Raw genomic sequence first — 20,468 nt, forward strand, 5'->3', positions numbered from 1 at the left:
GGACGTGGGGGCGGCCACGGCCGCCTCAATAGCGGTGGCCGGTGAGAAACAGCACCGTGCGCATGATGCCGAAGGCGATGCGGTCGAGGATGCGCTGGCCCCAGGGCCGGCTGTTGAGCGCCTCCGCGTGGATGGGGGTGCTGCGGTGGCAGACGATGTCGTCGAGGTGGGCGCGCAGCAGCGCCGCGAAGCGTCGGTCGGTGCTCATGACGTTGGCCTCGCGCGCCAGCAGCAGCGACAGCGGGTCCAGATTGGTGGAGCCCACCGTGGCCCAGCGCTCGTCCACCACGGCCACCTTGGCGTGCAGCGCGCTGGGCGCGTACTCGCAGACCTCCAGGCCCGCGTTCACCAGGCGCTTGAGCGCGGGCCGCGCGGCGCGGTACTGCAGGAAGTGCTCGTAGCGCCCCTGCAGCAACAGGCGCACGCGCACGCCGCGCCCGACGGCCATCAGCAGGGCCTTGCGCAGCCGGCGCCCGGGAATGAAGTAGGCGTTGACGATGAGCACCTCCTGGCGCGCCTCGCCGATGGCCTTGAGGTAGGCGCGCTCGATGTCGTGGCGGTGCGCCACGTTGTCGCGCAGCAGCAGCGCGGCGCGCGCATCGTCCACGCCCATCAGCGCGCTGCCGGTGTCGTCCTCGCCGCCGGACGCCAGGCCGCGCGCCCGCGTCTCCAGCTTGCGCAGCAGCTTGGAAAAATCGCCCGAGGCGCTCGAGCCGCGCAGCGCCTGCCAGGCGGCCGAGAACTCGCGCTGACGCGCCGCCCGCACGGCCTGCAGGCGCCACCAGAGCTGCTCCATGGTCTCCGTCATGTCCTGCACCAGCGGCCCGGCCACGCGCAGCGAGTAGTCCAGCCGGGGTTCGTCGAGCCGACCCAGCGACACGTCGTCGCGGTCGTCGATGATGTTGACGCCACCGCAAAAGCCCACCGTGCCGTCCACCACGCAGAGCTTGCGGTGCAGGCGGCGCCACAGGCGGGGGAACAGCAGGCCCAGGCGGCCCAGGGGAGAGTAGATGCGCCACTGCACGCCGGCGGCGCCAAAGCGCTGGCGCCATTCTTCGGGAATCGACGGCGTGCCCACGCCGTCGACCACCAGGCGCACCGCCACGCCGCGCCGCGCGGCGCGCTCCAGCGCCTCGGCCACCTGCAAGGCCGAGCCCGCGAACTCGAAGATGTAGGTCTCCAGGTGCACCACCTGGCGCGCCGCGTCCATGGCCTCGGCCAGTGCGGGGAAGAGCTCGTCGCCGCCCACCAGCAGCACGAGCTGGTGCCCATCCTTCATCGTCGCGTGCAGGCGTTTCACGGGAATTCGAGGTCCGCGATGATCGGCAGGTGGTCGGACATGCGGCGCCAGGCGCGCCCATGCGGCACGTGGGCCGAGACCGGGCGCAGACCACGGAAGAAGATGCGGTCCAGGTGCAGCAGCGGCAGCCGCGCCGGGAAGGTGGGCAGGCGGATGCCTTCGAAGGTGTGCAGGTCCAGCGCCGCCATGGGCTTGAGCAGCTGCGCGCTCCAGTCGTTGAAGTCGCCCGCCACCACCAGCGGCGCGCCGGCGGGGACCTCGCGGGCGATGAACTGGCCCAGTCGCTGCACCTGCCGTTCGCGGCTGGCGTGCACCAGGCCCAGGTGCACCACCACCACATGCAGCTCCAGGCCATCGACCAGCAGGTGCACGTGCAGCAGGCCGCGCTGCTCGAAGCGGTGGTCGGAGACGTCGGAATGCCCCACGCCCACCACCGGCCAGCGCGACAGCAGGGCGTTGCCGTGTTCACCGTGGCGCGTGATGGCGTTGCTGCGGTAGACGGCCTCGTAGCCTTCCGGCGAGAGGTAGCCGGCCTGGTCCATTTCGGGCCAGCGGGTGAAGTAGCGTTCCAGCTTGCGGTGGTGGCTGCGCACCTCCTGCAGGCAGACGATGTCGGCGTCGAACTGCTCGACCGCGTGCACCAGGTTGTGGATTTCGAGCCGGCGCGCCGGGCCCAGGCCCTGAACGCCCTTGTGGATGTTGTAGGTCGCTACGCGCACCATGCTCATGGCGCGCATGATCGCACGGGCCACAGGCCCCGCGCGGGCGCCCCCGCCCCACGGCCGGACGGCATGGCGCTACGGCCTCGGTACCCCACCCAGGCGCGGCAGCCAGCCGATGGCCTCGGCATTGGAGGGCGAGAAGCAGCGCTGCGCCGCCTCGCGCCAGGGCAGCCAGACCTGGTCGCGGTGCTCGCGCGGGCTCAGCCGCACCGGCGCGGCGCGCGGCACGCACAGGCCGAACACGCGCTCCGTGTTGTGCGTGACGCCCGGCGCGTAGCGGTGCCGCCACTGGGGGTAGATCTCGTAGACGTTCTCCAGGCCCCAGTCGCGCAGGGCGTGCCCCGGCGCGGCGGCGTCCAGGCCGGTCTCCTCCCTCACCTCGCGCGCGGCGGTGAGCTCGAAGGGTTCCTCGGGCCGGTCCTTGGACCCGGTCACGGACTGCCAAAAGCCCGGGGCATCGGCGCGCTCGATCAGCAGCACCTCGAAAGCCGGGGTGTGGATGACCACCAGCACCGACTGCGGGACCTTGAAGGCCCGCGCCGGATCAGCGCCCACGGCGGGCCGCGCCGAAGCGCTGCCACAGACGCCACAGGGACAGCGCGCGCAGCGGCAGCGAGACCAGCCGGCTGGGGCGGCGCGCCAGCCACAGCCCGGCCACGGCGGCCAGGGGCAGGGTCAGCTGGGGCGGCCAGCCGCGCAGCCACCGCCAGGCGTCCTGCACCCGGTCGGCCCAACCGAACAGGGGATGCAGGGACTCGGCCTGCATCCCGGCGCGCACGCGCAGCGTGCGCGAACGCCGGCGCAGCGCCAGATGGCGCTGCCTGAGCTGTTCGGCGCGCGGAAGGCTCATGGGATCGCCTGCGCGCCAGAGGCCGCGGTGCAAGCCCCTGCGGGCGGTCGAGCGGCTCTCATGGGTCCAATGCCTCGCGGTCCTGGCGCAGCTCGTCGATGCTGGCCGAGAACAGCCGCGAGCCACGCAACAAGCGCGCACGCGCCTGCCAGATGGCCAGCAGGCCGACGAACAGGAACAGGCCGGTGAAGGTGGCCAGCGCCGCCAGCCGGTGTTCATCCCACAGGGCCACGGTGATCAGGATGGCCAGGAAGCCCACGCCGAGCGCCAGGCACACCAGGGCGATGGCCCCGTAGGCCACCAGCCCGGCGAGGCGCAGCACCTCCTCCTGGGCCTCGACGCTGAACAGTTCGAGGCGGACCTGGGCCAGCTCGACCAGCGTGGCCGCCAGCCCGCGCACGGAGGCCGAGAGGCGTTGAGCGGACGGCTCCATGGCGGCGCTCAGCGCCGGGCGATGAGCATGCCGATCAGCAGGCCCACGCCGGCGGCGGTGCCGATGGCCTGCCAGGGGTGCTCGTGCACGTACTCGTCGGTGGCGCGGGCGGCTTCCTTGGTGCGGGCGGCGACGGTTTCCTCGATGTCGCCCAGCTTGTGCCGGGCGGCGATCAGGTTCTCGCGGATGCGCTCGCGCATCTCGATCACCTTGCCCTCGGTTTCGTTGGCGGTGGCTTGCAGCAGCTCTTCGGCGTCGGTGATGACGCGCTGCAGATCGCGCACGAGTTTTTTCTTGCTGGTTTCGGTGGTGGCGTCGGCCATGGCGGGCTCCTTTCCAGGCAGTTGGGACAATCGATCGGAAAAACCGATAGTGCGATCGCCCAAGGATACGCAGGTTCCCACGAAAAAGGCGCCCGAAGGCGCCTTTTGCGGCCTGGTCCTACAAGGATCTCAGCTGTTCTTGACCGAATCGGGGTTACGCAGGCGGATGTGCAGCTCGCGCAGCTGCTTCTCGTCCACCGGGCTGGGCGCCTGCGTGAGCAGACACTGGGCGCGCTGGGTCTTGGGGAAGGCGATCACGTCGCGGATCGACTCGGCGCCCGTCATGAGCGTGACGATGCGGTCCAGGCCGAAGGCCAGGCCGCCGTGCGGCGGCGCGCCGTACTGCAGCGCGTCGAGCAGGAAGCCGAACTTCAGGCGCTGCTCCTCGGGGCCGATCTTGAGCGCGTCGAAGACCTTGGCCTGCACATCGGCACGGTGGATACGGACCGAACCGCCGCCGATTTCCCAGCCGTTGAGCACCATGTCGTAGCCCTTGGCGATGCAGCGGCCCGGGTCGCTGACCATGAAGTCCTCGTGGCCGTCCTTGGGTGCGGTGAAGGGGTGGTGCACCGCGGTCCAGCGGTCTTCCTCGTCGTCGTGCTCGAACATGGGGAAGTCCACCACCCACATCGGGGCCCAGCGGTCCTCGAACAGCCCGTTCTTCTTGCCCAGCTCGCTGTGGCCGATCTTGATGCGCAGGTTGCCGATGGCGTCGTTGACCACCTTGGCCTTGTCGGCACCGAAGAACAGGATGTCGCCGTTCTGCGCGCCGCTGCGCTGCAGGATGGCTTCGAGCGCCGCGTCGTGCAGGTTCTTCACGATCGGGCTCTGCAGGCCGTCGCGGCCCTTTGCCACGTCGTTGACCTTGATCCAGGCCAGGCCCTTGGCGCCGTAGATCTTGACGAACTCGGTGTAGGCGTCGATCTCGCTGCGGCTCATCTCGCCGCCGCCGGGCACGCGCAGGGCCACCACGCGGCCGTTCTTCATCTGCGCGGGCGCGCTGAACACCTTGAAGTCGACGTCGGCCATGACGTCGGTGAGTTCGGTGAACTCCATGGTCACGCGCAGGTCGGGCTTGTCCGAGCCGTAGCGGTGCATGGCCTCGGCGTAGGGCATGACCGGGAACTCGCCAAGGTCGATGCCGAGCACGTTCTGGAACACCGTCTTGATCATGCCCTGGAACATGTCGCGGATGTCCTGCTCGGTCAGGAAGGAGGTCTCGATATCGATCTGCGTGAACTCGGGCTGGCGGTCGGCGCGCAGGTCCTCGTCGCGGAAGCACTTGGTGATCTGGTAGTAGCGGTCGAAGCCGGCCACCATGAGCAGCTGCTTGAACAGCTGGGGCGACTGCGGCAGCGCGAAGAACATGCCGTCGTGCACGCGGCTGGGCACCAGGTAGTCGCGCGCGCCCTCGGGCGTGCTCTTGGTGAGCATTGGCGTCTCGATGTCGATGAAGCCGTTGGCGTCGAGGAACTTGCGCACTTCCATGGCGACGCGGTAGCGCAGCATCAGGTTGCGCTGCATGTAGGGGCGGCGCAGGTCGAGCACGCGGTGCGTCAGGCGCGTGGTCTCGGACAGGTTGTCGTCGTCGAGCTGGAAGGGCGGCGTGACCGAGGGGTTGAGCACCTTGAGCTCGTGGCACAGCACCTCGATCTTGCCGCTCTTGATGGTGTCGTTGGTGGTGCCCTCGGGGCGCGCGCGCACCAGGCCGACCACCTGCACGCAGAACTCGTTGCGCACCTCCTCGGCCGTCTTGAACATCTCGGGGCGGTCGGGGTCGCAGACCACCTGCACCGTGCCTTCGCGGTCGCGCAGGTCGATGAAGATGACGCCACCGTGGTCGCGCCGGCGGTTCACCCAGCCCGACAGCGTGACGGTTTGGCCCATCAGGGCTTCGGTCACCAGACCGCAGTAGTGGCTTCGCATGGACATGGGGTCTTCTTTCTCAGGGTTGCGTCTCGGCCTCGGCCGCGAGCGGGATCTTGGGGTTGCGGGGGCCGCCGGGCACGATGACGCCCATGGACACGATGTAGGTGAGGGCCTCGTCCACGCTCATGGCGAGCTCGACGCAGTCCCGCGCGCGCAGCAGCACGAAGTAGCCGCCCGTGGGGTTGGGCGTGGTGGGCACGTAGACGCTGAGGAACTCGTCTTGCGGCGAGTCGCTGCCGGGCCGGGCCTGCAGCCGCTCCAGCAGGTCGCCCTGGGGCGAGCCGGTGAGGAAGGCGATGGTCCACATGCCCTCATGCGGCCACTGCACCAGCAGCGCCTTGCGAAAGGCGTTGCCTTTCTCGGAGAACAGCGTGTCCGACACCTGCTTCACGCCCGAATAGATGGAGCGCACCACCGGAATGCGGTGCAGCAGCGCGTGCCACCAGTGCACCAGCTTGTTGCCGATGATGTTGGAGGCCAGCGCGCCGATGGACAGCACGATCACCAGCGCGAACAGCACGCCCAGCCCGGGCACGTGCACGCCCAGCCAGGCGTCGGGGCGCCAGGACGTGGGCAGGATGTTCAGGGTCTGGTCCAGGGTGCCGACCACCCAATCGAGCACCCACAGGGTGACGATGAGCGGCACCAGGACCAGCAGGCCCGAGAACAGCCACTTGCGCAGGGCGGTCATGCGGACCCGATCAGGTGCTGGGGGTGGACGGCGTGGCCGGCGCGGGGGCAGGAGCCGGGGCCGGCGCGGCCGACGACTCGGTCTTGGCGCCCGCGGCCGGTGCGGCGCTGGCCGCGCCATCGGCGGGCTTGCCCTCGCTCGGGGCGGCCGCCACGCCGGAATTGGCGCCGCTGCCGTTGCCGCCGCGGAAATCGGTCACGTACCAGCCCGAGCCCTTGAGCTGGAAGCCGGCGGCGGTGAGCTGCTTGCGGAAGGCGTCGGCCCCGCAGGCGGGGCACACGCTCAGCGGAGCGTCGGAGATCTTCTGGAGCACGTCCTTGGCGTGGCCACAGGACTCGCACTTGTAGGCGTAGATGGGCATAAGTACTCGAATCACCCCCGCCACGCTGCGCGCGACCCCCTCGAGGGGGCTACACCCGCGGCCTGGCACAGCCAGTTCCGCGGTGTTTCTCGGTTCGACCGCTTCATGCGTCGCGGGTCGCGCCAAGCGCGGCGGGGAATGGATAGGAAAAGGACGCGCCCGCCCGGAAACGGCGGACAAAGCCGGCGATTATAAATTCCGGGGGTATTCCCTGGCCCGGCCCGGCCGGCTCACCACAGGCGCACGCGCAGCAGCAGCTGGGTCAGCACCAGCCCCAGTGCAAAACCGATGCCACCGTAGACGATGCCCTGCAGCAGCCGGTTGGTGCGCCGCTGCTCGGCCAGCAGCACGTCGAGCTCCTTGCGCAGCTCGTTCGGCCGGTGCTTGAGGTAGTCGTGCATCAGTCGGGGCAGCGCGGGCAGCAGCTTGGCGTACTGGGGCGCCTCGGCCTTGAGCTGGGCCAGCAGCTTCTGCGGCCCCAACTGCTCCAGCATCCACTTTTCCAGGAAAGGCTTGGCGGTGGCCCACAGGTCCAGCTCGGGGTCGAGCTCGCGGCCCAGGCCTTCGATGTTGAGCAGGGTCTTCTGCAGCAGCACGAGCTGGGGCTGGATCTCGACCTGGAAGCGCCGCGAGGTCTGGAAGAGTCGCATCAGCACCATGCCCAGCGAGATTTCCTTCAGCGGGCGATCGAAATAGGGCTCGCAGACCGCGCGGATCGCGGATTCCAGTTCGTCGACCCGGGTCTCCGGCGGCACCCAGCCCGATTCGATGTGCAGTTCGGCCACGCGCCGGTAGTCGCGCCGGAAGAAGGCCGTGAAGTTCTGCGCCAGGTATTCCTTGTCGTGCTCGGTCAGGGTGCCGACGATGCCGAAATCGAGCGAGATGTAGCGGCCGAAGCTGGCCGGCGCCACGCTCACCTGGATGTTGCCCGGGTGCATGTCGGCGTGGAAGAAACCGTCGCGGAACACCTGGGTGAAGAAGATGGTCACGCCGTCGCGCGCCAGGCGCGGGATGTCCACGCCCAGGCGGCGCAACTCGTCGACGCGGTTGATGGGCACGCCACTCATGCGCTCCATCACCATCACGTCGTTGCGGCACCAGTCCCAGACCATCTCGGGGATGAGCACCAGGTCCAGCCCGGCCATGTTGCGGCGCAGCTGGGCGGCGTTGGAGGCCTCGCGCAGCAGGTCCAGCTCGTCGTGCAGGTACTTGTCGAACTCGGCGACCACCTCGCGTGGCTTGAGGCGCCGGCCATCGGCCGACAGGCGCTCCAGCCAGCCGGCCATCAGGCGCATGAGGGCCAGGTCCTTCTCGATCACCGGCAGCATGTTGGGTCGCAGCACCTTGACGGCGACCTCGCGCCCGGCCTGGCGGCCGCCGCGCAGGGTGGCGAAATGCACCTGGGCGATGGAGGCGCTGGCCACGGGCTCGCGCTCGAAGTGGCTGAACACCTCGTCGAGCGGGCGGCCGAAGGCGCGTTCGATGGTGGCGATGGCGATCTCGCTGGGGAACGGCGGCACGCGGTCCTGCAGGCGGGCAAGTTCGTCGGCGATGTCGGGCGGCAGCAGGTCGCGCCGGGTGGACAGCACCTGGCCGAACTTCACGAAGATCGGGCCCAGGCGCTCGAGCGCCTCGCGCAGGCGCTGACCGCGCGGGCTGTCCAGGCGCCGGCCGGTGGAGACGACGCGGGTGAGCCGGCGGATCCACGGGTGATCGAAGCTGGAGAGCACGAGCTCGTCGAGCCCGTACCGCAGCACCACCCAGACGATGAAGCCGCCGCGCAGGAACCGGGTCACTCGAACGCCTCCGCGCGGTGCCAGGCGGTGCGGTCGCCCCCGGCCGGTCGGGCCGCGATCATGCGGCGCCCCCGCCGGCGCTCGGCGGGCGGGGCATGCGGGCGACGAAGCCCTTGAGCGCCTGCGCGGCCTGGCGCGCGAAGCCCACCAGGGTGTGCGCCGCCGCGTCGCCCATCAGGCGCGAGAGGTCTTCCTCCACGTCCCAGCGCACGTTGTCCACCAGCCAGGCCACTTCGGCAGCGAACTGCACGTCGCCCTGAATGTCCACGGCCGGCTTCTCGCCGGCCAGCATGCGCCGCGCCAACTCGGCGGGCGAGGTCTGGGTGAGGCTCACGGTGAGTTCGGGCGGGTGCTGCACGGGGTCGACACGCTCCAGCAGGCCGGCGCGCGTGGGCGCCACACAGAAATGGAAATCGCCCCACTGCACGCGCAGCGGCTTGCCGGCCTGGCGGCGCAGCCGCTCGGTGGCCGCCGGCTCCTGCTGCAGCACGTGGTTGAGGAAGAGCACCAGCTTGTTCTGCAGCTCGTCGATCACCCAGCCGGGTGGGCGCAGGGCCTGCAGGATGGAGCGCAACGGATCGGTCGGCGCGCCGGCCGGGCCTTGCGGGCCGGCCGGGCCGGCACCAGAAACGGAATCGGGTGGTACATGGGCCATGACCACCCGATTCTGACGGATAACGGGCGCCGCGCCGGCGCCGCGTCGGCTTACTGCAGGGCCTGCACGCCGGCCACCAGCCAGCCGCCCGGACCGCTCTTGGGCCGGGTGATGTTCCAGACCTCGCGGAAGGGGTTGGGGCCGGCCGAAGGCTCCTCGCGGATCAGGCCGGAAAACTCCACGCTGGCCATGTACTCGCCGTCGAGCTCTTCGATGCCCAGCAGCTGTGCCTCGAGCATCACCACCTCGGTGTGGTGGGCCGCGCCGGGACCGCTGCGCTCGCGCTCGGCCAGCTGGCCCTTGATCTGCTCGAGCATCTCATCGGTCATCATGGCGCGCAGGCTGGGGATGTCGGACTTGTCCCAGGCGGCCTGCAGGTTCACGAAGTTGGCCTTGGAGGCCTTGAGGAAGCCCTCCGTATCGAACCCGGCAGGGATGCCCCAGGTCTGGCGGCCCTGCAGGGCCGAGCCGATCATGGAGCCGTGGCCGCTGTCGAGCGAGGCGGGCGCGCTGCGCTCCCAGGGGCGGGCCGAGGCGTCGTTGCCAACGTTCTTGGGGCTGTAACTGGCCGGCGTGGCCGGCTCGAGGTCGAGCGGCGCGCGCGCCGTGGCACCGGCCGCGCCTTGGTACGCCAGGCCATCGCTGCGGCCGGCGGCCTGGGCCGGCGCCTTGCGGCGCATCACCATGCCGACGACGGCCAGCACCACCACGGCCAGCAGGGCGAACAACAGGAACTGCGCGAAGGCCTCGCCAAAACCCAGGGCCGAGGCCAGCCAGGCCAGACCCAGGCCGGCCGCGAGGCCACCCAGCATGGCCCCCCAGGGGCGCTTGGGCGCGGCGGCCGGGGCGGCGTTGGCCGGGCGCTGGGCAGCGGCGTTCTGCGTGGGCGCCGGCGTGGCCTGCTGGGCGGGCGCCTGATTGGGCGGGGTTGGCGCGGTGCTGCGCTGCGTCACGTTGCCGGACTGTTTGCCGAAGGACCCGCCGCCGCCCAGGCGCTTGGCCATCACGTCGGCGGAACCGACGGCCAGGGCGCAGGCCAGCAGAAAGGACCAGAGTTTGTGTTTCTTCATGCCATGTGTCTCCGATTGCAACGATTCCGACGCCGGGGGCCGAGAGAGCGCCCGATCAACACTTGATGCCCAGGTGCAAGGCGACGACACCCCCGGTGAGGTTGTGCACGTCGACGTGTCCGAAGCCGACCCCCTTCATCATCTGCCGCAGGCTCTCCTGGTCCGGGTGCATGCGGATGGACTCGGCCAGGTAGCGGTAGCTCTCGGCGTCCCCCGCGACCAGCTGACCCAGCTTCGGCAGCACATTGAACGAATACCAGTCGTAGGCCTTCTCCAGCGGTTGGGCCACCCGGGAAAACTCCAGAACGAGCAACCGGCCGCCGGGCTTGAGCGTCCGATGCATTTCGGCCAGCGCAAGTTCCTTGTGCGTCATGTTGCGCAGGCCGAAGGCCACCGAGACGATGTCGAAGCTGGCGTCGGCAAAGGGCAGCTTCTCGGCGTCGCAGACCATGGTGGGCAGCACCACGCCGGCGTCCAGCAGCCGGGTGCGGCCCTCGCGCAGCATGGCCTCGTTGATGTCGGTGTGCACCACGCGGCCCGTGGGGCCGACCTGGCGCGCGAAGGCCAGGGAGAGGTCGCCGGTGCCACCCGCGATGTCGAGCACCTGCTGGCCGGGCCGGGCGTTGGCCACGGTGACGGCGTAGCGCTTCCAGAGCCGGTGCAGCCCGCCCGACATCAGGTCGTTCATGACGTCGTAGCGCGAGGCGACGGAGTCGAACACGCCGCGCACGCGCCGCGCCTTGTCGCCCTCGTCGACGGACTGGAAGCCGAAATGGGTCTGTGCCATGGCGCCGGCCCTCAGTGGTGGCCGCAGCCGTGGCCGCCGCCAGAGCCGCCCTTGAGCGGCATGGGGTCGTCGCGGCCCACGCCCGCGGCCTGCAGCCGGGCCTCGTAGTCGGCCCAGAGCTGGGCCTGCTGCGAGCCCAGGAAGTACAGGTAATCCCAGGTGAAGATGCCGGAATCGTGGCCGTCGTCGAAGCTGGGCTGCACGGCGTAGTTGCCGATTGGCGCCAGCGAGACGAGGCGCACCGCGCGCTTGCCGGTCTGCAGCACCTCCTGGCCCTTGCCGTGCCCTTGCACCTCGGCCGAGGGCGAGTAAACGCGCATCAGCTCGAAGGGGATGCGGAAGGTCTGCCCGTCGGAGAAGGCGACCTCGAGCACGCGCGAGGCGCCGTGCACGGTGATGTCCTGCGGGGTGGGGGTGTTGCGGTCCAGGCCGGCCATATCGTCTCCAGAAATCAATAGCCAGCGCGCGCCCGGGTCGAACCCCGGCGCGCCACGGAACCGGCTTCGCCGGGCCGTGGGCGCGGTCCCCCCTTCAGGGGGGAAGACGCGAAGCGGCGCAGGGGGGTGCTCATACCAACACGCGCTCGATGCCGCCCTGGTTGGCGCGGGCCACGTACTCGGGCAGCCAGTTCTCGCCCAGGATGTGGCGGGCCATCTCGACGACGATGTAGTCGGCCTCCAGCAGGCCATTCTGCAGGTCGTCGCCGTAGCGGGTGAGGCCCTGCAGGCAGCTCGGGCAGCTGGTGAGGATCTTGACGTTGTCCTCGGCGCCGACGGCACCACTGGCGCGCAGCGCCGCCTCGCCCTTGCGAATCTCTTCTTCCTTGCGGAAACGCACCTGGGTGGACACGTCGGGGCGCGTGACGCCCAGGGTGCCCGACTCGCCGCAGCAGCGCTCGCTCTTGAGCACCTGCTCGCCCACCAGCGCCTTCACGGTCTTCATGGGCTCCTGCAGCTTCATGGGGCTGTGGCAGGGGTCGTGGTACAGGTAGGCGCCCTTGGATTCGAGGCGGATGCCTTTCTCCAGCAGGTACTCGTGGATGTCGACGATGCGGCAGCCCGGGAAGATCTTCTCGAATTCGTAGCCCTGCAGCTGGTCGTAGCAGGTGCCGCAGCTCACCACCACGGTCTTGATGTCGAGGTAGTTGAGCGTGTTGGCCACGCGGTGGAACAGCACGCGGTTGTCGGTGATGATCTTCTCGGCCTTGTCGAACTGGCCCGAGCCGCGCTGCGGGTAGCCGCAGCACAGGTAGCCGGGCGGCAGCACGGTCTGCACGCCGGCGTGCCAGAGCATGGCCTGGGTGGCCAGGCCAACCTGGCTGAACAGGCGCTCCGAGCCGCAGCCGGGGAAGTAGAAGACCGCCTCGGTCTCGGCCGTGGTGCCCTGCGGGTTGCGGATGATGGGGACGTAGTCCTTGTCCTCGATATCGAGCAGCGCCCGCGCGGTTTTCTTGGGCAGGCCGCCCGGCATCTTCTTGTTGATGAAGTGGATGACCTGCTCTTTGATGGGCGCCGGGCCCAGGGTGGCCGGCGGCGCGCTGGTCTGCCTGCGCGCCACGCGCTTGAGCAGCTGGTTGGCCAGGCGCTGCGCCTTGAAGCCCACACCGACCATGGCCGTGCGCATGAGCTTGATGGTCTCGGGCTGGGTGGCGTTGAGGAAGAACATGGCCGCCGCGTTGCCGGGACGGAAGCTCTTCTGGCCCATCTTGCGCAAGAGGTTGCGCATGTTCATGGTCACGTCGCCGAAGTCGATCTTCACCGGGCAGGGCGTGAGGCACTTGTGGCAGACCGTGCAGTGGTCGGCCACGTCCTCGAACTCCTGCCAGTGCTGGATGCTCACGCCGCGGCGCGTCTGCTCTTCGTACAGGAAGGCCTCGATCAGCAGCGAGGTGGCCAGGATCTTGTTGCGCGGGCTGTAGAGCAGGTTGGCGCGTGGCACATGGGTGGCGCAGACCGGCTTGCACTTGCCGCAGCGCAGGCAGTCCTTCACCGAATCGGCGATGGCGCCGATGTCGCTCTGCTGCATGATCAGCGACTCGTGCCCCATGAGACCGAAGCTGGGCGTGTAGGCGCGCGAGAGGTCGGCGGTGTGGGCGCCGTCCATGGCGCCGCGCAGCAGCTTGCCCTTGTTGAAGCGGCCCTCGGGGTCCACCCTGGCCTTGTAGTCGGCGAACGGCTTGAGCTCCTCGTCGGTGAGGTACTCCAGCTTGGTGATGCCGATGCCGTGCTCACCCGAGATCACGCCATCCAGGCCGCGCGCGAGCACCATGATGCGGTCCACCGCCTCGTGCGCGGTCTGCAGCATCTCGTAGTCGTCGCTGTTCACCGGGATATTGGTGTGCACGTTGCCGTCGCCCGCGTGCATGTGCAGGGCCACCCAGACGCGGCCCTTGAGCACGCGCTTGTGGATGGCGTTGCACTCGGCCAGCAGGGGGCCGAAGGCGGCACCGGCGAACAGCTGCTGCAGCGGCGCGCGGATCTGGGTTTTCCAGCTCGCGCGCAGGCTGTGGTCCTGCAGCTGCGGGAACAGGCGGTCCACGTCCTGCAGCCAGCCGGCCCAGAGGGCGCGCACCTCGCGCACCAGGGCCAGGGCCTGCTGCACGCGGTCTTCCATCAGTTCGGCGGTGGGAATCTCGCTGGCGTCGTCGCCCTTGCCCAGGGGCAGGCTGCCGCGCTGGAAGAAGGCCTCCAGCTCGTCGGCCAGGCGGATCTTGTTGCGCAGCGAGAGTTCGATGTTGATGCGCTCGATGCCCTCGGTGTACTCGCCCATGCGCGGCAGCGGGATCACCACGTCTTCGTTGATCTTGAAGGCGTTGGTGTGCTTGCTGATGGCGGCCGTGCGCTTGCGGTCGAGCCAGAATTTCTTGCGCGCCTCGGGGCTGATGGCGGTGAAACCCTCGCCGTGGCGCGTGTTGGCGATGCGAATGACCTCGCTGGTGGCACGCGCCACCGCGTCCGGGTCGTCGCCCACGATGTCGCCGATCAGCACCATCTTGGGCAGGCCGCCATTGCCTTTCTTGCTCTTGGTGGCGTAGCCGACCGCCTTCAGGTAGCGGTCGTCCAGGTGCTCCAGGCCGGCCAGGACCACGCCCGAGCGCTTTTGCTCGGCGAACATGAAGTCCTTGATCTCGACGATGCTGGGCACGGCGTCCTTGGGGTTGCCGAAGAACTCCAGGCACACGGTGCGGGTGTGCTCGGGCATGCGGTGCACGATCCAGCGCGCGCTGGTGATCAGGCCGTCGCAGCCCTCTTTCTGGATGCCGGGCAGGCCCGAGAGGAACTTGTCGGTGACGTCCTTGCCCAGGCCTTCCTTGCGGAAGGTCTTGCCCGGGATGGCCAGGGTTTCGGTGCGGCGCGGGGTCTTGCCGTCGGGCGCGAAGTAGCGCAACTCGAAAGTGGCGACCTCGGCGTCGTGGATCTTGCCGCGGTTGTGGTCCAGGCGGATCACCTCCAGCCACTCGGCCTGGGGCGTGACCATGCGCCAGCTGACCAGGTTGTCCAGCGCCGTGCCCCACAGCACGGCCTTCTTGCCGCCCGCGTTCATGGCCACGTTGCCGCCGATGCACGACGCCTCGGCGCTGGTGGGGTCGACCGCGAACACGTGGCCGGCGCGCTCGGCCGCGTCGGCCACGCGCTGCGTGACCACGCCGGCCTCGGTCCAGATGGTGGGCAGCGGCTCGTCGTGCCCGGGCACCTTGACCCATTCCACCTCGGTCATGGCCTCGAGCTTCTCGGTGTTGATGACCGCGCTCTTCCAGGTCAGCGGGATGGCGCCGCCGGTGTAGCCGGTGCCGCCCCCGCGCGGGATGATGGTCAGGCCCAGCTCGATGCAGCCCTGCACCAGGCCGGCCATTTCGGTCTCGGTGTCGGGGGTGAGCACCACGAAGGGGTATTCCACGCGCCAGTCGGTGGCGTCGGTGACGTGCGAGACGCGCGACAGGCCGTCGAACTTGATGTTGTCCCTGGCCGTGAGCCGGCCCAGGGCCTTCTGGGCGCGCTGGCGCAGGGCCGCGACCTCGTCGAAAGAGCGGGCGAAGGCCTCGACGGCGGCGCGGGCGGCCACCAGCAGCTCGCCCACCAGGGCGTCGCGGGCCGGGTCGTCCTGGGGCGTGCGGCGCTTCTGCACCTCGGCCAGGCGGTGGTTCAGGGCGTCGACCAGCTGGCCGCGGCGCTTGGCGCTGGACAGCAGGTCGTCCTGCAGGTAAGGGTTGCGCTGCACGACCCAGATGTCGCCCAGCACCTCGTACAGCATGCGGGCCGAACGGCCGGTGTGGCGCTCGCCGCGCAGCTGGTCCAGCAGGGACCAGGAGCGCTCGCCCAGCAGCCGGATCACGATCTCGCGATCCGAGAAGGACGTGTAGTTGTAAGGGATCTCCCGCAAGCGGGGGGTATCGTCCGTGGCGGTGGCGAGCAACGTGAGCGGAGTGGGAGCGTTCATGGGGCACCCGGCACCGTCATAGGGCACCGAGGCGGGGATGGTATCGCAGCGCAACATCCCATCCCTTCCTTATGGAAACCCCCCGTTGTCATACGCGGGCAACACCTGTGCAATCGATCCGTCACACCAGACCGATAGCCTGCGGCTTCCGCAGCATCCCCTACCCGAGGAGCCTTCATGAAAAACCGATTCCTGCCCCTGGCCGGTGCCGTCGCCCTGGCCGCCACCCTTGCCGGCCCCGCCCACGCCCAGACCGAGATCCAGTGGTGGCATTCCATGGGCGGCGCCCTGGGCGAATGGGTCAACGACCTGGCCAAGGACTTCAACGCCAGCCAGACCCAGTACAAGATCGTGCCCACCTTCAAGGGCAGCTACGACGAGTCCATGACCGCCGCCATCGCGGCCTTCCGGGCCGGCAATGCCCCGCACATCCTGCAGGTCTTCGAGGTCGGCACCGCCACCATGATGGCCAGCCGCCAGGCCATCGTGCCCGTGGGCGAGGTGATGAAGAAGGCCGGCGTGACCTTCGACCCGAACGCCTACGTGCCCGCCGTGGCCGGCTACTACACCGCGCCCAATGGCCAGATGCTGAGTTTCCCCTTCAACAGCTCGACCACCGTCTTCCACTACAACAAGGACGCCTTCAAGGCCGCCGGCCTGGACCCGGACAAGCCGCCCAAGACCTGGCCCGAGGTGGCCCTGGCGGCCGGCAAGCTCAAGGCCTCGGGCCACAAATGCCCCTTCACCACCAGTTGGGTGAGCTGGACCCAGCTGGAGAGCTTCTCGGCCTGGCACAACACCGAGTTCGCCACCCTGGGCAACGGCATGCGCGGCCTCAACACCCGCCTAAGCTTCAACAGCCCGCTGCACGTGCGCCACATCGAAAACCTGGCCAACATGGCCAAGACCGGCCTGTTCGTCTACAAGGGCCGCGGCAACGCCGCCGACGCCACCTTCGTCTCGGGCGAGTGCGCCATGGTGACCGGCTCCTCGGCGCTGTACGGCAACGTCAAGCGCAACGCCAAGTTCACCGGCGGCATCAGCACCCTGCCCTACTACCCCGACGTGGCCGGCGCGCCCCAGAACACCGTCATCGGCGGCGCCAGCCTGTGGGTGATGTCGGGCAAGAAGGAGGCCGAGTACAAGGGCGTGGCCCAGTTCTTCGCCTTCCTGTCCAAGCCCGAGGAAGCCGCCAAGAGCCACCAGCGCACCGGCTACCTGCCGGTGACCAAGGCGGCCTATGAGCTCACCGAGAAGTCGGGCTTCTACAAGCAGAACCCGGGCACCGACGTGTCGGTGGAGCAGATGATCCGCAAGACCACCGACAAGTCGCGCGGCATCCGCCTGGGCAACTTCGTGCAGATCCGCACCATCAATGACGAGGAACTCGAGCAGGTCTGGGCCGGCCGCAAGGCACCCAAGCAGGCCCTGGACGACGCCGTCAAGCGCGGCAACGAGCTGCTGATCCGCTTCGAGGCCGCCAACAAGGGCAAGTGATGGCCCGCCGGGCGCCCCAGGCGCCCTGCCCGCCCCGCACCGGCGCGACCCGGGCGGGGCGGTTTTTGTTGTAGCGTCGCCCCTCCCCTAGCCCGCGAAACCCCCATGGAAAAACGCGTCCGGTTCCGATCCGCCTGGTTGCCCTGGCTGCTGGTGGCCCCGCAAATGGCGGTGGTGCTGGTGTTCTTCTTCTGGCCCGCCGCCCAGGCGCTCTACCAGAGCGTGCTGCAGCAGGACGCCTTCGGCATCTCCACCGAGTACGTGGGCCTGGCCAACTTCCAGCGCCTGTTCGACGACCCGGGCTACCTGGCCTCCTTCAAGGTCACCGCCCTGTTCTCGGCGATGGTGGCCGGCTTCGGCCTGGTGATCGCCCTGCTGCTGGCCGTGATGGCCAACCGCGTGCTGCGCGGCGCCTCGGTCTACAAGACCCTGCTGATCTGGCCCTACGCCGTGGCGCCGGTGGTGGCCGGCGTGCTGTGGCTGTTCATGTTCGCCTCGCCCTACGGGGTGGTGGCCCACGCCCTGCGCTGGCTGGGGCTGGACTGGAACCACCTGCTGAACGCCGACCACGCCCTGGCCCTGATCGTGATGGCCGCCGTGTGGAAGCAGATCTCCTACAACTTCCTGTTCTTCCTGGCGGGCCTGCAGTCCATCCCGCAGTCGCTGATCGAGGCCGCCACCATCGACGGTGCCTCGCCCTGGCGGCGCTTCTGGACCATCGTCTTCCCGCTGCTGTCGCCCACCACCTTCTTCCTGTTGGTGATCAACGTCGTCTACGCCTTCTTCGACACATTCGCCATCGTGGACGCCACCACGCACGGCGGCCCGGGCAAGGACACGGCGATCCTGGTCTACAAGGTTTACTACGACGGCTTCAAGGCCCTGGACATGGGGGGCTCGGCGGCGCAGTCGGTCATCCTCATGGGCATCGTCATCGCGCTGACGGTGCTGCAGTTCCGCTTCGTCGAGAAGAAAGTCCAGTACTGACATGATGATCGAACGACGCCCCGTCCTCACCTTCGTTTCGCACCTGATCCTGCTGATCGGCGTGCTGGTGGTGGCCTTTCCGGTCTACATCACCTTCGTCGGCTCCACCCAGACGGCCGAGCAGATCGCCAGCAGCAACCCGCTGTCGCTGGTGCCCGGCACGCACTTCCTGGAAACCTACCGGCTCGCGCTGTTCGGCGGCAAGACCTACAGCGGCTCCACCATCGCGCCGGTGGCGCCCATGCTGTGGGTCAGCTTCGTCTGCGCCATGGTGATCGCCATCGGCAAGATCGCGATCTCGCTGCTCTCGGCTTTCGCCATCGTCTACTTCCGCTTTCCGGCGCGCGGCCTGGTGTTCTGGATGATCTTCGTCACCCTGATGCTGCCGGTGGAGGTGCGCATCGGCCCCACCTACGAGGTGGTGTCGGACCTGGGCATGCTCAACAGCTACGCCGGCCTCACGGTGCCGCTGATCGCCTCGGCCACCGCCACCTTCCTGTTCCGCCAGTTCTTCCTCACCGTGCCCGACGAGCTGGTGGAGGCCGCGCGCATGGACGGCGCCGGGCCCATGCGCTTCTTCTGGGACGTGCTGCTGCCCCTGTCGCGCACCAGCATCGCGGCGCTGTTCGTCATCCAGTTCATCTACGGCTGGAACCAGTACCTCTGGCCGCTGCTGGTGACCACCAGCGAGGACATGTACCCCGTGGTGCTGGGCATCAAGCGCGCCATCTTCGGCGAGGTCTACGTGGAGTGGAACGTGGTCATGGCCACGGCGATCCTGGCCATGCTGCCACCGGCCATCGTGGTCATGCTCATGCAGAAATGGTTCGTCAAGGGCCTGGTCGACACCGAGAAATAAAGAGACGCTCCATGGCAACGCTGCAATTCAAGAACGTCATCAAGCAATACCGACAGGGCAAGCAATCCCTGCAGGTGATCCACGGCGTGAGCGCCGACATCGCCGATGGCGAGTTCATCGTCATCGTCGGCCCCTCGGGCTGCGGCAAGAGCACGCTGCTGCGCATGGTCGCCGGCCTGGAGGAGGTCACGGGCGGCGAGATCTGTATCGGCCCGCGCGTGGTCAATCAACTGGAGCCGGCCGAGCGCGACATCGCCATGGTGTTCCAGAACTACGCGCTCTACCCGCACATGAGCGTGTTCGACAACATGGCCTACGGCCTGAAGATCGCCAAGGTGCCCAAGGACGAGATCAAGGCGCGCGTGGACAAGGCCGCCCAGATCCTGGAACTGGGCCACCTGCTGGAGCGCAAGCCGCGCCAGCTCTCGGGCGGGCAGCGCCAGCGCGTGGCCATGGGCCGCGCCATCGTGCGCCAGCCGCAGGTCTTCCTGTTCGACGAGCCGCTGTCCAACCTGGACGCCAAGCTGCGCGCGCAGACGCGCATCGAAATCCAGAAGCTGCACCGCGAACTGGGCATCACCAGCCTGTTCGTCACCCACGACCAGGTGGAGGCCATGACGCTGGCGCAGCGCATGATCGTGATGAACGCCGGCCACATGGAGCAGTTCGGTACGCCGGAAGAGGTCTACAACCGCCCGGCCACCACCTTCGTGGCCAGCTTCATCGGCTCGCCGCCCATGAACCTGCTCAAGCAGGCCCCGGGCGGGCGCGAGGGCCGCCTCCTGGGCATCCGCCCCGAGCACCTGGACATCGGCCCCGAGGGCTGGGCGCTGCAGGTGGAGACGGTGGAGCTGCTGGGCGCCGAGCGCCTGGTGCACTGCCGCCTGGGCGATGAGGCCGTGATCATCCGCACGCACGAAGACGAGGGCGCGCCGGCCGTGGGCAGCACCATCCACGCCCGCCCGCGCGAGGACCGGCTGCACTGGTTCGACGCGGCGTCCGGCCAGCGGGTCGAGGCCTGAGCGTGGCCGCCCCCTGGCCCTACCCGCGCTGGATCGCGCACCGCGGCGCCGGCAAGCTGGCGCCGGAAAACACCCTGGCGGCCTTCCGCCTGGGCGCGGCGCACGGCTACCGCATGTACGAGTGCGACGCCAAGCTCAGCGCCGACGGCGTGGTCTTCCTGCTGCACGACGCCACGCTGGAGCGCACCACCAACGGCCACGGCCTGGCCGGCGATCGGCCCTGGGCCGAGCTGAGCCGGCTCGACGCCGGCGGCTGGCATTCGCGCGCCTTCGCGGGCGAGCCGCCGTGCACGCTGGAGGCGCTGGCGCGCCACTGCCAGGCGCAGCGGCACTGGCTCAACATCGAGATCAAGCCCACGCCGGGGCAGGAACTGGCCACCGGCCGCGCCGTGGCCGCCGAGGCGCGGCGCCTGTGGGCCGGCCAGCCAGGCGACCCGCCGCTGCTGACCTCTTTCCGCCCCGAATCGCTGCAAGGCGCGCGGGAGACGGCCCCCGAACTGCCGCGTGGCCTGCTGCTGGACACCCCCTGGGATGGCTGGCAGCGCGTGGCCCGCGACCTGGGCTGCGTGGCCCTGGTGTGCAACCACGCCCTGTGGGACCGGGCCTTGGTGGACCTGGCCCGTGCCGAGGGCTGGCGCACCCTGGCCTACACGGTGAACGACGAATGGGCGGCCCAGCGGCTGATCGACCTGGGGCTGGACGGGATCATCACGGACCGCGTCGACCTGCTGGCGCCCAGCACCTGAGAA

20 protein-coding genes are annotated in these 20,468 nt (G+C 69.2%); 5 read left to right on the forward strand and 15 right to left on the reverse strand.

All coding sequences use genetic code 11. The annotated features are described in order from the left end of the window. Positions 1–25 precede the first annotated feature (25 nt). The 15 genes from clsB to DY262_RS07500 all read right to left on the reverse strand — a co-directional run bounded on the left by clsB (position 26) and on the right by DY262_RS07500 (position 15,354). Positions 26–1,279 (reverse strand): cardiolipin synthase ClsB, encoded by a 1,254-nt coding sequence (clsB, locus tag DY262_RS07430; RefSeq protein WP_116958305.1) that lies wholly within the window; start codon positions 1,277–1,279, stop codon positions 26–28. Positions 1,280–1,296: 17 nt separating this feature from the next. Further along, positions 1,297–2,037 (reverse strand): endonuclease/exonuclease/phosphatase family protein, encoded by a 741-nt coding sequence (locus DY262_RS07435; protein WP_116958306.1) that lies wholly within the window; start codon positions 2,035–2,037, stop codon positions 1,297–1,299. Positions 2,038–2,097: 60 nt separating this feature from the next. After that, entirely contained in the window at positions 2,098–2,577 is a 480-nt protein-coding gene (gene nudB / locus DY262_RS07440; protein ID WP_116958307.1) for a dihydroneopterin triphosphate diphosphatase, read from the reverse strand. Continuing rightward, entirely contained in the window at positions 2,567–2,872 is a 306-nt protein-coding gene (locus DY262_RS07445; protein ID WP_116958308.1) for a hypothetical protein, read from the reverse strand. Before DY262_RS07445 ends, nudB begins: the two co-directional genes overlap by 11 nt. Before the next feature lie 58 nt (positions 2,873–2,930). Then, positions 2,931–3,305, reverse strand: coding sequence for a phage holin family protein (locus DY262_RS07450; RefSeq protein ID WP_116958309.1), 375 nt, complete (start codon positions 3,303–3,305; stop codon positions 2,931–2,933). Between the two features lie 8 nt (positions 3,306–3,313). Beyond that, positions 3,314–3,628 (reverse strand): ElaB/YgaM/YqjD family protein, encoded by a 315-nt coding sequence (locus tag DY262_RS07455; protein ID WP_070399087.1) that lies wholly within the window; start codon positions 3,626–3,628, stop codon positions 3,314–3,316. A 129-nt stretch (positions 3,629–3,757) separates the two neighbouring features. After that, a complete protein-coding gene (gene aspS / locus DY262_RS07460) occupies positions 3,758–5,560 on the reverse strand; it encodes an aspartate--tRNA ligase (RefSeq protein WP_116958310.1) in 1,803 nt (600 codons plus the stop codon). 13 nt (positions 5,561–5,573) lie between these two features. Further along, positions 5,574–6,248 carry a DUF502 domain-containing protein gene (locus DY262_RS07465; RefSeq protein WP_116958311.1) on the reverse strand — a complete coding sequence of 225 codons (675 nt, stop codon included), beginning with the start codon at positions 6,246–6,248 and terminating at the stop codon, positions 5,574–5,576. A gap of 10 nt (positions 6,249–6,258) precedes the next feature. Further along, on the reverse strand, positions 6,259–6,609 hold the full coding sequence (locus tag DY262_RS07470) for an FmdB family zinc ribbon protein (protein WP_116958312.1): 351 nt from the start codon (positions 6,607–6,609) through the stop codon (positions 6,259–6,261). Positions 6,610–6,839: 230 nt separating this feature from the next. Beyond that, on the reverse strand, positions 6,840–8,405 hold the full coding sequence (gene ubiB, locus DY262_RS07475) for a ubiquinone biosynthesis regulatory protein kinase UbiB (RefSeq protein ID WP_116958313.1): 1,566 nt from the start codon (positions 8,403–8,405) through the stop codon (positions 6,840–6,842). Positions 8,406–8,463: 58 nt separating this feature from the next. After that, positions 8,464–9,060 carry a ubiquinone biosynthesis accessory factor UbiJ gene (locus DY262_RS07480; RefSeq protein WP_245980867.1) on the reverse strand — a complete coding sequence of 199 codons (597 nt, stop codon included), beginning with the start codon at positions 9,058–9,060 and terminating at the stop codon, positions 8,464–8,466. Positions 9,061–9,110: 50 nt separating this feature from the next. After that, positions 9,111–10,130: a Tim44 domain-containing protein gene (locus DY262_RS07485; RefSeq protein WP_116958315.1), complete on the reverse strand. Its 1,020-nt coding sequence runs from the start codon at positions 10,128–10,130 to the stop codon at positions 9,111–9,113. Positions 10,131–10,185: 55 nt separating this feature from the next. After that, positions 10,186–10,917, reverse strand: a complete 732-nt coding sequence (gene ubiE, locus DY262_RS07490; RefSeq protein WP_116958316.1) for a bifunctional demethylmenaquinone methyltransferase/2-methoxy-6-polyprenyl-1,4-benzoquinol methylase UbiE — start codon at positions 10,915–10,917, stop codon at positions 10,186–10,188. Positions 10,918–10,928: 11 nt separating this feature from the next. Continuing rightward, the gene (locus DY262_RS07495) at positions 10,929–11,354 is read right to left on the reverse strand and encodes a gamma-butyrobetaine hydroxylase family protein (protein WP_116958317.1); all 426 of its coding nucleotides are present in this window, start codon (positions 11,352–11,354) and stop codon (positions 10,929–10,931) included. Between the two features lie 130 nt (positions 11,355–11,484). Beyond that, positions 11,485–15,354, reverse strand: coding sequence for a DUF3683 domain-containing protein (locus DY262_RS07500; protein ID WP_116958529.1), 3,870 nt, complete (start codon positions 15,352–15,354; stop codon positions 11,485–11,487). Between the two features lie 177 nt (positions 15,355–15,531). On the opposite strand from DY262_RS07500, the gene ugpB reads away from it, so the two are divergent. The 5 genes from ugpB to ugpQ all read left to right on the forward strand — a co-directional run bounded on the left by ugpB (position 15,532) and on the right by ugpQ (position 20,465). Continuing rightward, the gene (ugpB, locus tag DY262_RS07505; protein ID WP_116958318.1) at positions 15,532–16,851 is read left to right on the forward strand and encodes a sn-glycerol-3-phosphate ABC transporter substrate-binding protein UgpB; all 1,320 of its coding nucleotides are present in this window, start codon (positions 15,532–15,534) and stop codon (positions 16,849–16,851) included. Between the two features lie 105 nt (positions 16,852–16,956). Continuing rightward, a complete protein-coding gene (ugpA, locus tag DY262_RS07510; RefSeq protein ID WP_116958319.1) occupies positions 16,957–17,838 on the forward strand; it encodes a sn-glycerol-3-phosphate ABC transporter permease UgpA in 882 nt (293 codons plus the stop codon). Positions 17,839–17,842: 4 nt separating this feature from the next. Next, complete coding sequence (gene ugpE / locus DY262_RS07515; RefSeq protein WP_116958530.1) at positions 17,843–18,697, forward strand: sn-glycerol-3-phosphate ABC transporter permease UgpE; 855 nt, start codon at positions 17,843–17,845, stop codon at positions 18,695–18,697. Positions 18,698–18,708: 11 nt separating this feature from the next. Continuing rightward, positions 18,709–19,719 (forward strand): sn-glycerol-3-phosphate import ATP-binding protein UgpC, encoded by a 1,011-nt coding sequence (locus tag DY262_RS07520; RefSeq protein ID WP_116958320.1) that lies wholly within the window; start codon positions 18,709–18,711, stop codon positions 19,717–19,719. A 2-nt stretch (positions 19,720–19,721) separates the two neighbouring features. Next, positions 19,722–20,465 carry a glycerophosphodiester phosphodiesterase gene (ugpQ, locus tag DY262_RS07525; protein ID WP_116958321.1) on the forward strand — a complete coding sequence of 248 codons (744 nt, stop codon included), beginning with the start codon at positions 19,722–19,724 and terminating at the stop codon, positions 20,463–20,465. Positions 20,466–20,468 lie beyond the last annotated feature (3 nt).

The organism is Hydrogenophaga borbori (genome assembly GCF_003417535.1).
Taxonomy (GTDB): domain Bacteria; phylum Pseudomonadota; class Gammaproteobacteria; order Burkholderiales; family Burkholderiaceae_C; genus Hydrogenophaga; species Hydrogenophaga borbori.

Excerpts from the sequence above, each read along its gene's own strand:
- clsB (WP_116958305.1), bottom strand. The coding sequence starts at position 1,279 with ATGAAGGATGGGCACCAGCTCGTGCTGCTGGTGGGCGGCGACGAGCTC.
- DY262_RS07435 (WP_116958306.1), bottom strand. The coding sequence starts at position 2,037 with ATGCGCGCCATGAGCATGGTGCGCGTAGCGACCTACAACATCCACAAG.
- DY262_RS07445 (WP_116958308.1), bottom strand. The coding sequence starts at position 2,872 with ATGAGCCTTCCGCGCGCCGAACAGCTCAGGCAGCGCCATCTGGCGCTG.
- DY262_RS07450 (WP_116958309.1), bottom strand. The coding sequence starts at position 3,305 with ATGGAGCCGTCCGCTCAACGCCTCTCGGCCTCCGTGCGCGGGCTGGCG.
- DY262_RS07455 (WP_070399087.1), bottom strand. The coding sequence starts at position 3,628 with ATGGCCGACGCCACCACCGAAACCAGCAAGAAAAAACTCGTGCGCGAT.
- aspS (WP_116958310.1), bottom strand. The coding sequence starts at position 5,560 with ATGTCCATGCGAAGCCACTACTGCGGTCTGGTGACCGAAGCCCTGATG.
- DY262_RS07465 (WP_116958311.1), bottom strand. The coding sequence starts at position 6,248 with ATGACCGCCCTGCGCAAGTGGCTGTTCTCGGGCCTGCTGGTCCTGGTG.
- DY262_RS07470 (WP_116958312.1), bottom strand. The coding sequence starts at position 6,609 with ATGCCCATCTACGCCTACAAGTGCGAGTCCTGTGGCCACGCCAAGGAC.
- DY262_RS07480 (WP_245980867.1), bottom strand. The coding sequence starts at position 9,060 with ATGGCCCATGTACCACCCGATTCCGTTTCTGGTGCCGGCCCGGCCGGC.
- DY262_RS07485 (WP_116958315.1), bottom strand. The coding sequence starts at position 10,130 with ATGAAGAAACACAAACTCTGGTCCTTTCTGCTGGCCTGCGCCCTGGCC.
- ubiE (WP_116958316.1), bottom strand. The coding sequence starts at position 10,917 with ATGGCACAGACCCATTTCGGCTTCCAGTCCGTCGACGAGGGCGACAAG.
- DY262_RS07495 (WP_116958317.1), bottom strand. The coding sequence starts at position 11,354 with ATGGCCGGCCTGGACCGCAACACCCCCACCCCGCAGGACATCACCGTG.
- DY262_RS07500 (WP_116958529.1), bottom strand. The coding sequence starts at position 15,354 with ATGAACGCTCCCACTCCGCTCACGTTGCTCGCCACCGCCACGGACGAT.
- ugpB (WP_116958318.1), top strand. The coding sequence starts at position 15,532 with ATGAAAAACCGATTCCTGCCCCTGGCCGGTGCCGTCGCCCTGGCCGCC.
- ugpA (WP_116958319.1), top strand. The coding sequence starts at position 16,957 with ATGGAAAAACGCGTCCGGTTCCGATCCGCCTGGTTGCCCTGGCTGCTG.
- ugpE (WP_116958530.1), top strand. The coding sequence starts at position 17,843 with ATGATCGAACGACGCCCCGTCCTCACCTTCGTTTCGCACCTGATCCTG.
- DY262_RS07520 (WP_116958320.1), top strand. The coding sequence starts at position 18,709 with ATGGCAACGCTGCAATTCAAGAACGTCATCAAGCAATACCGACAGGGC.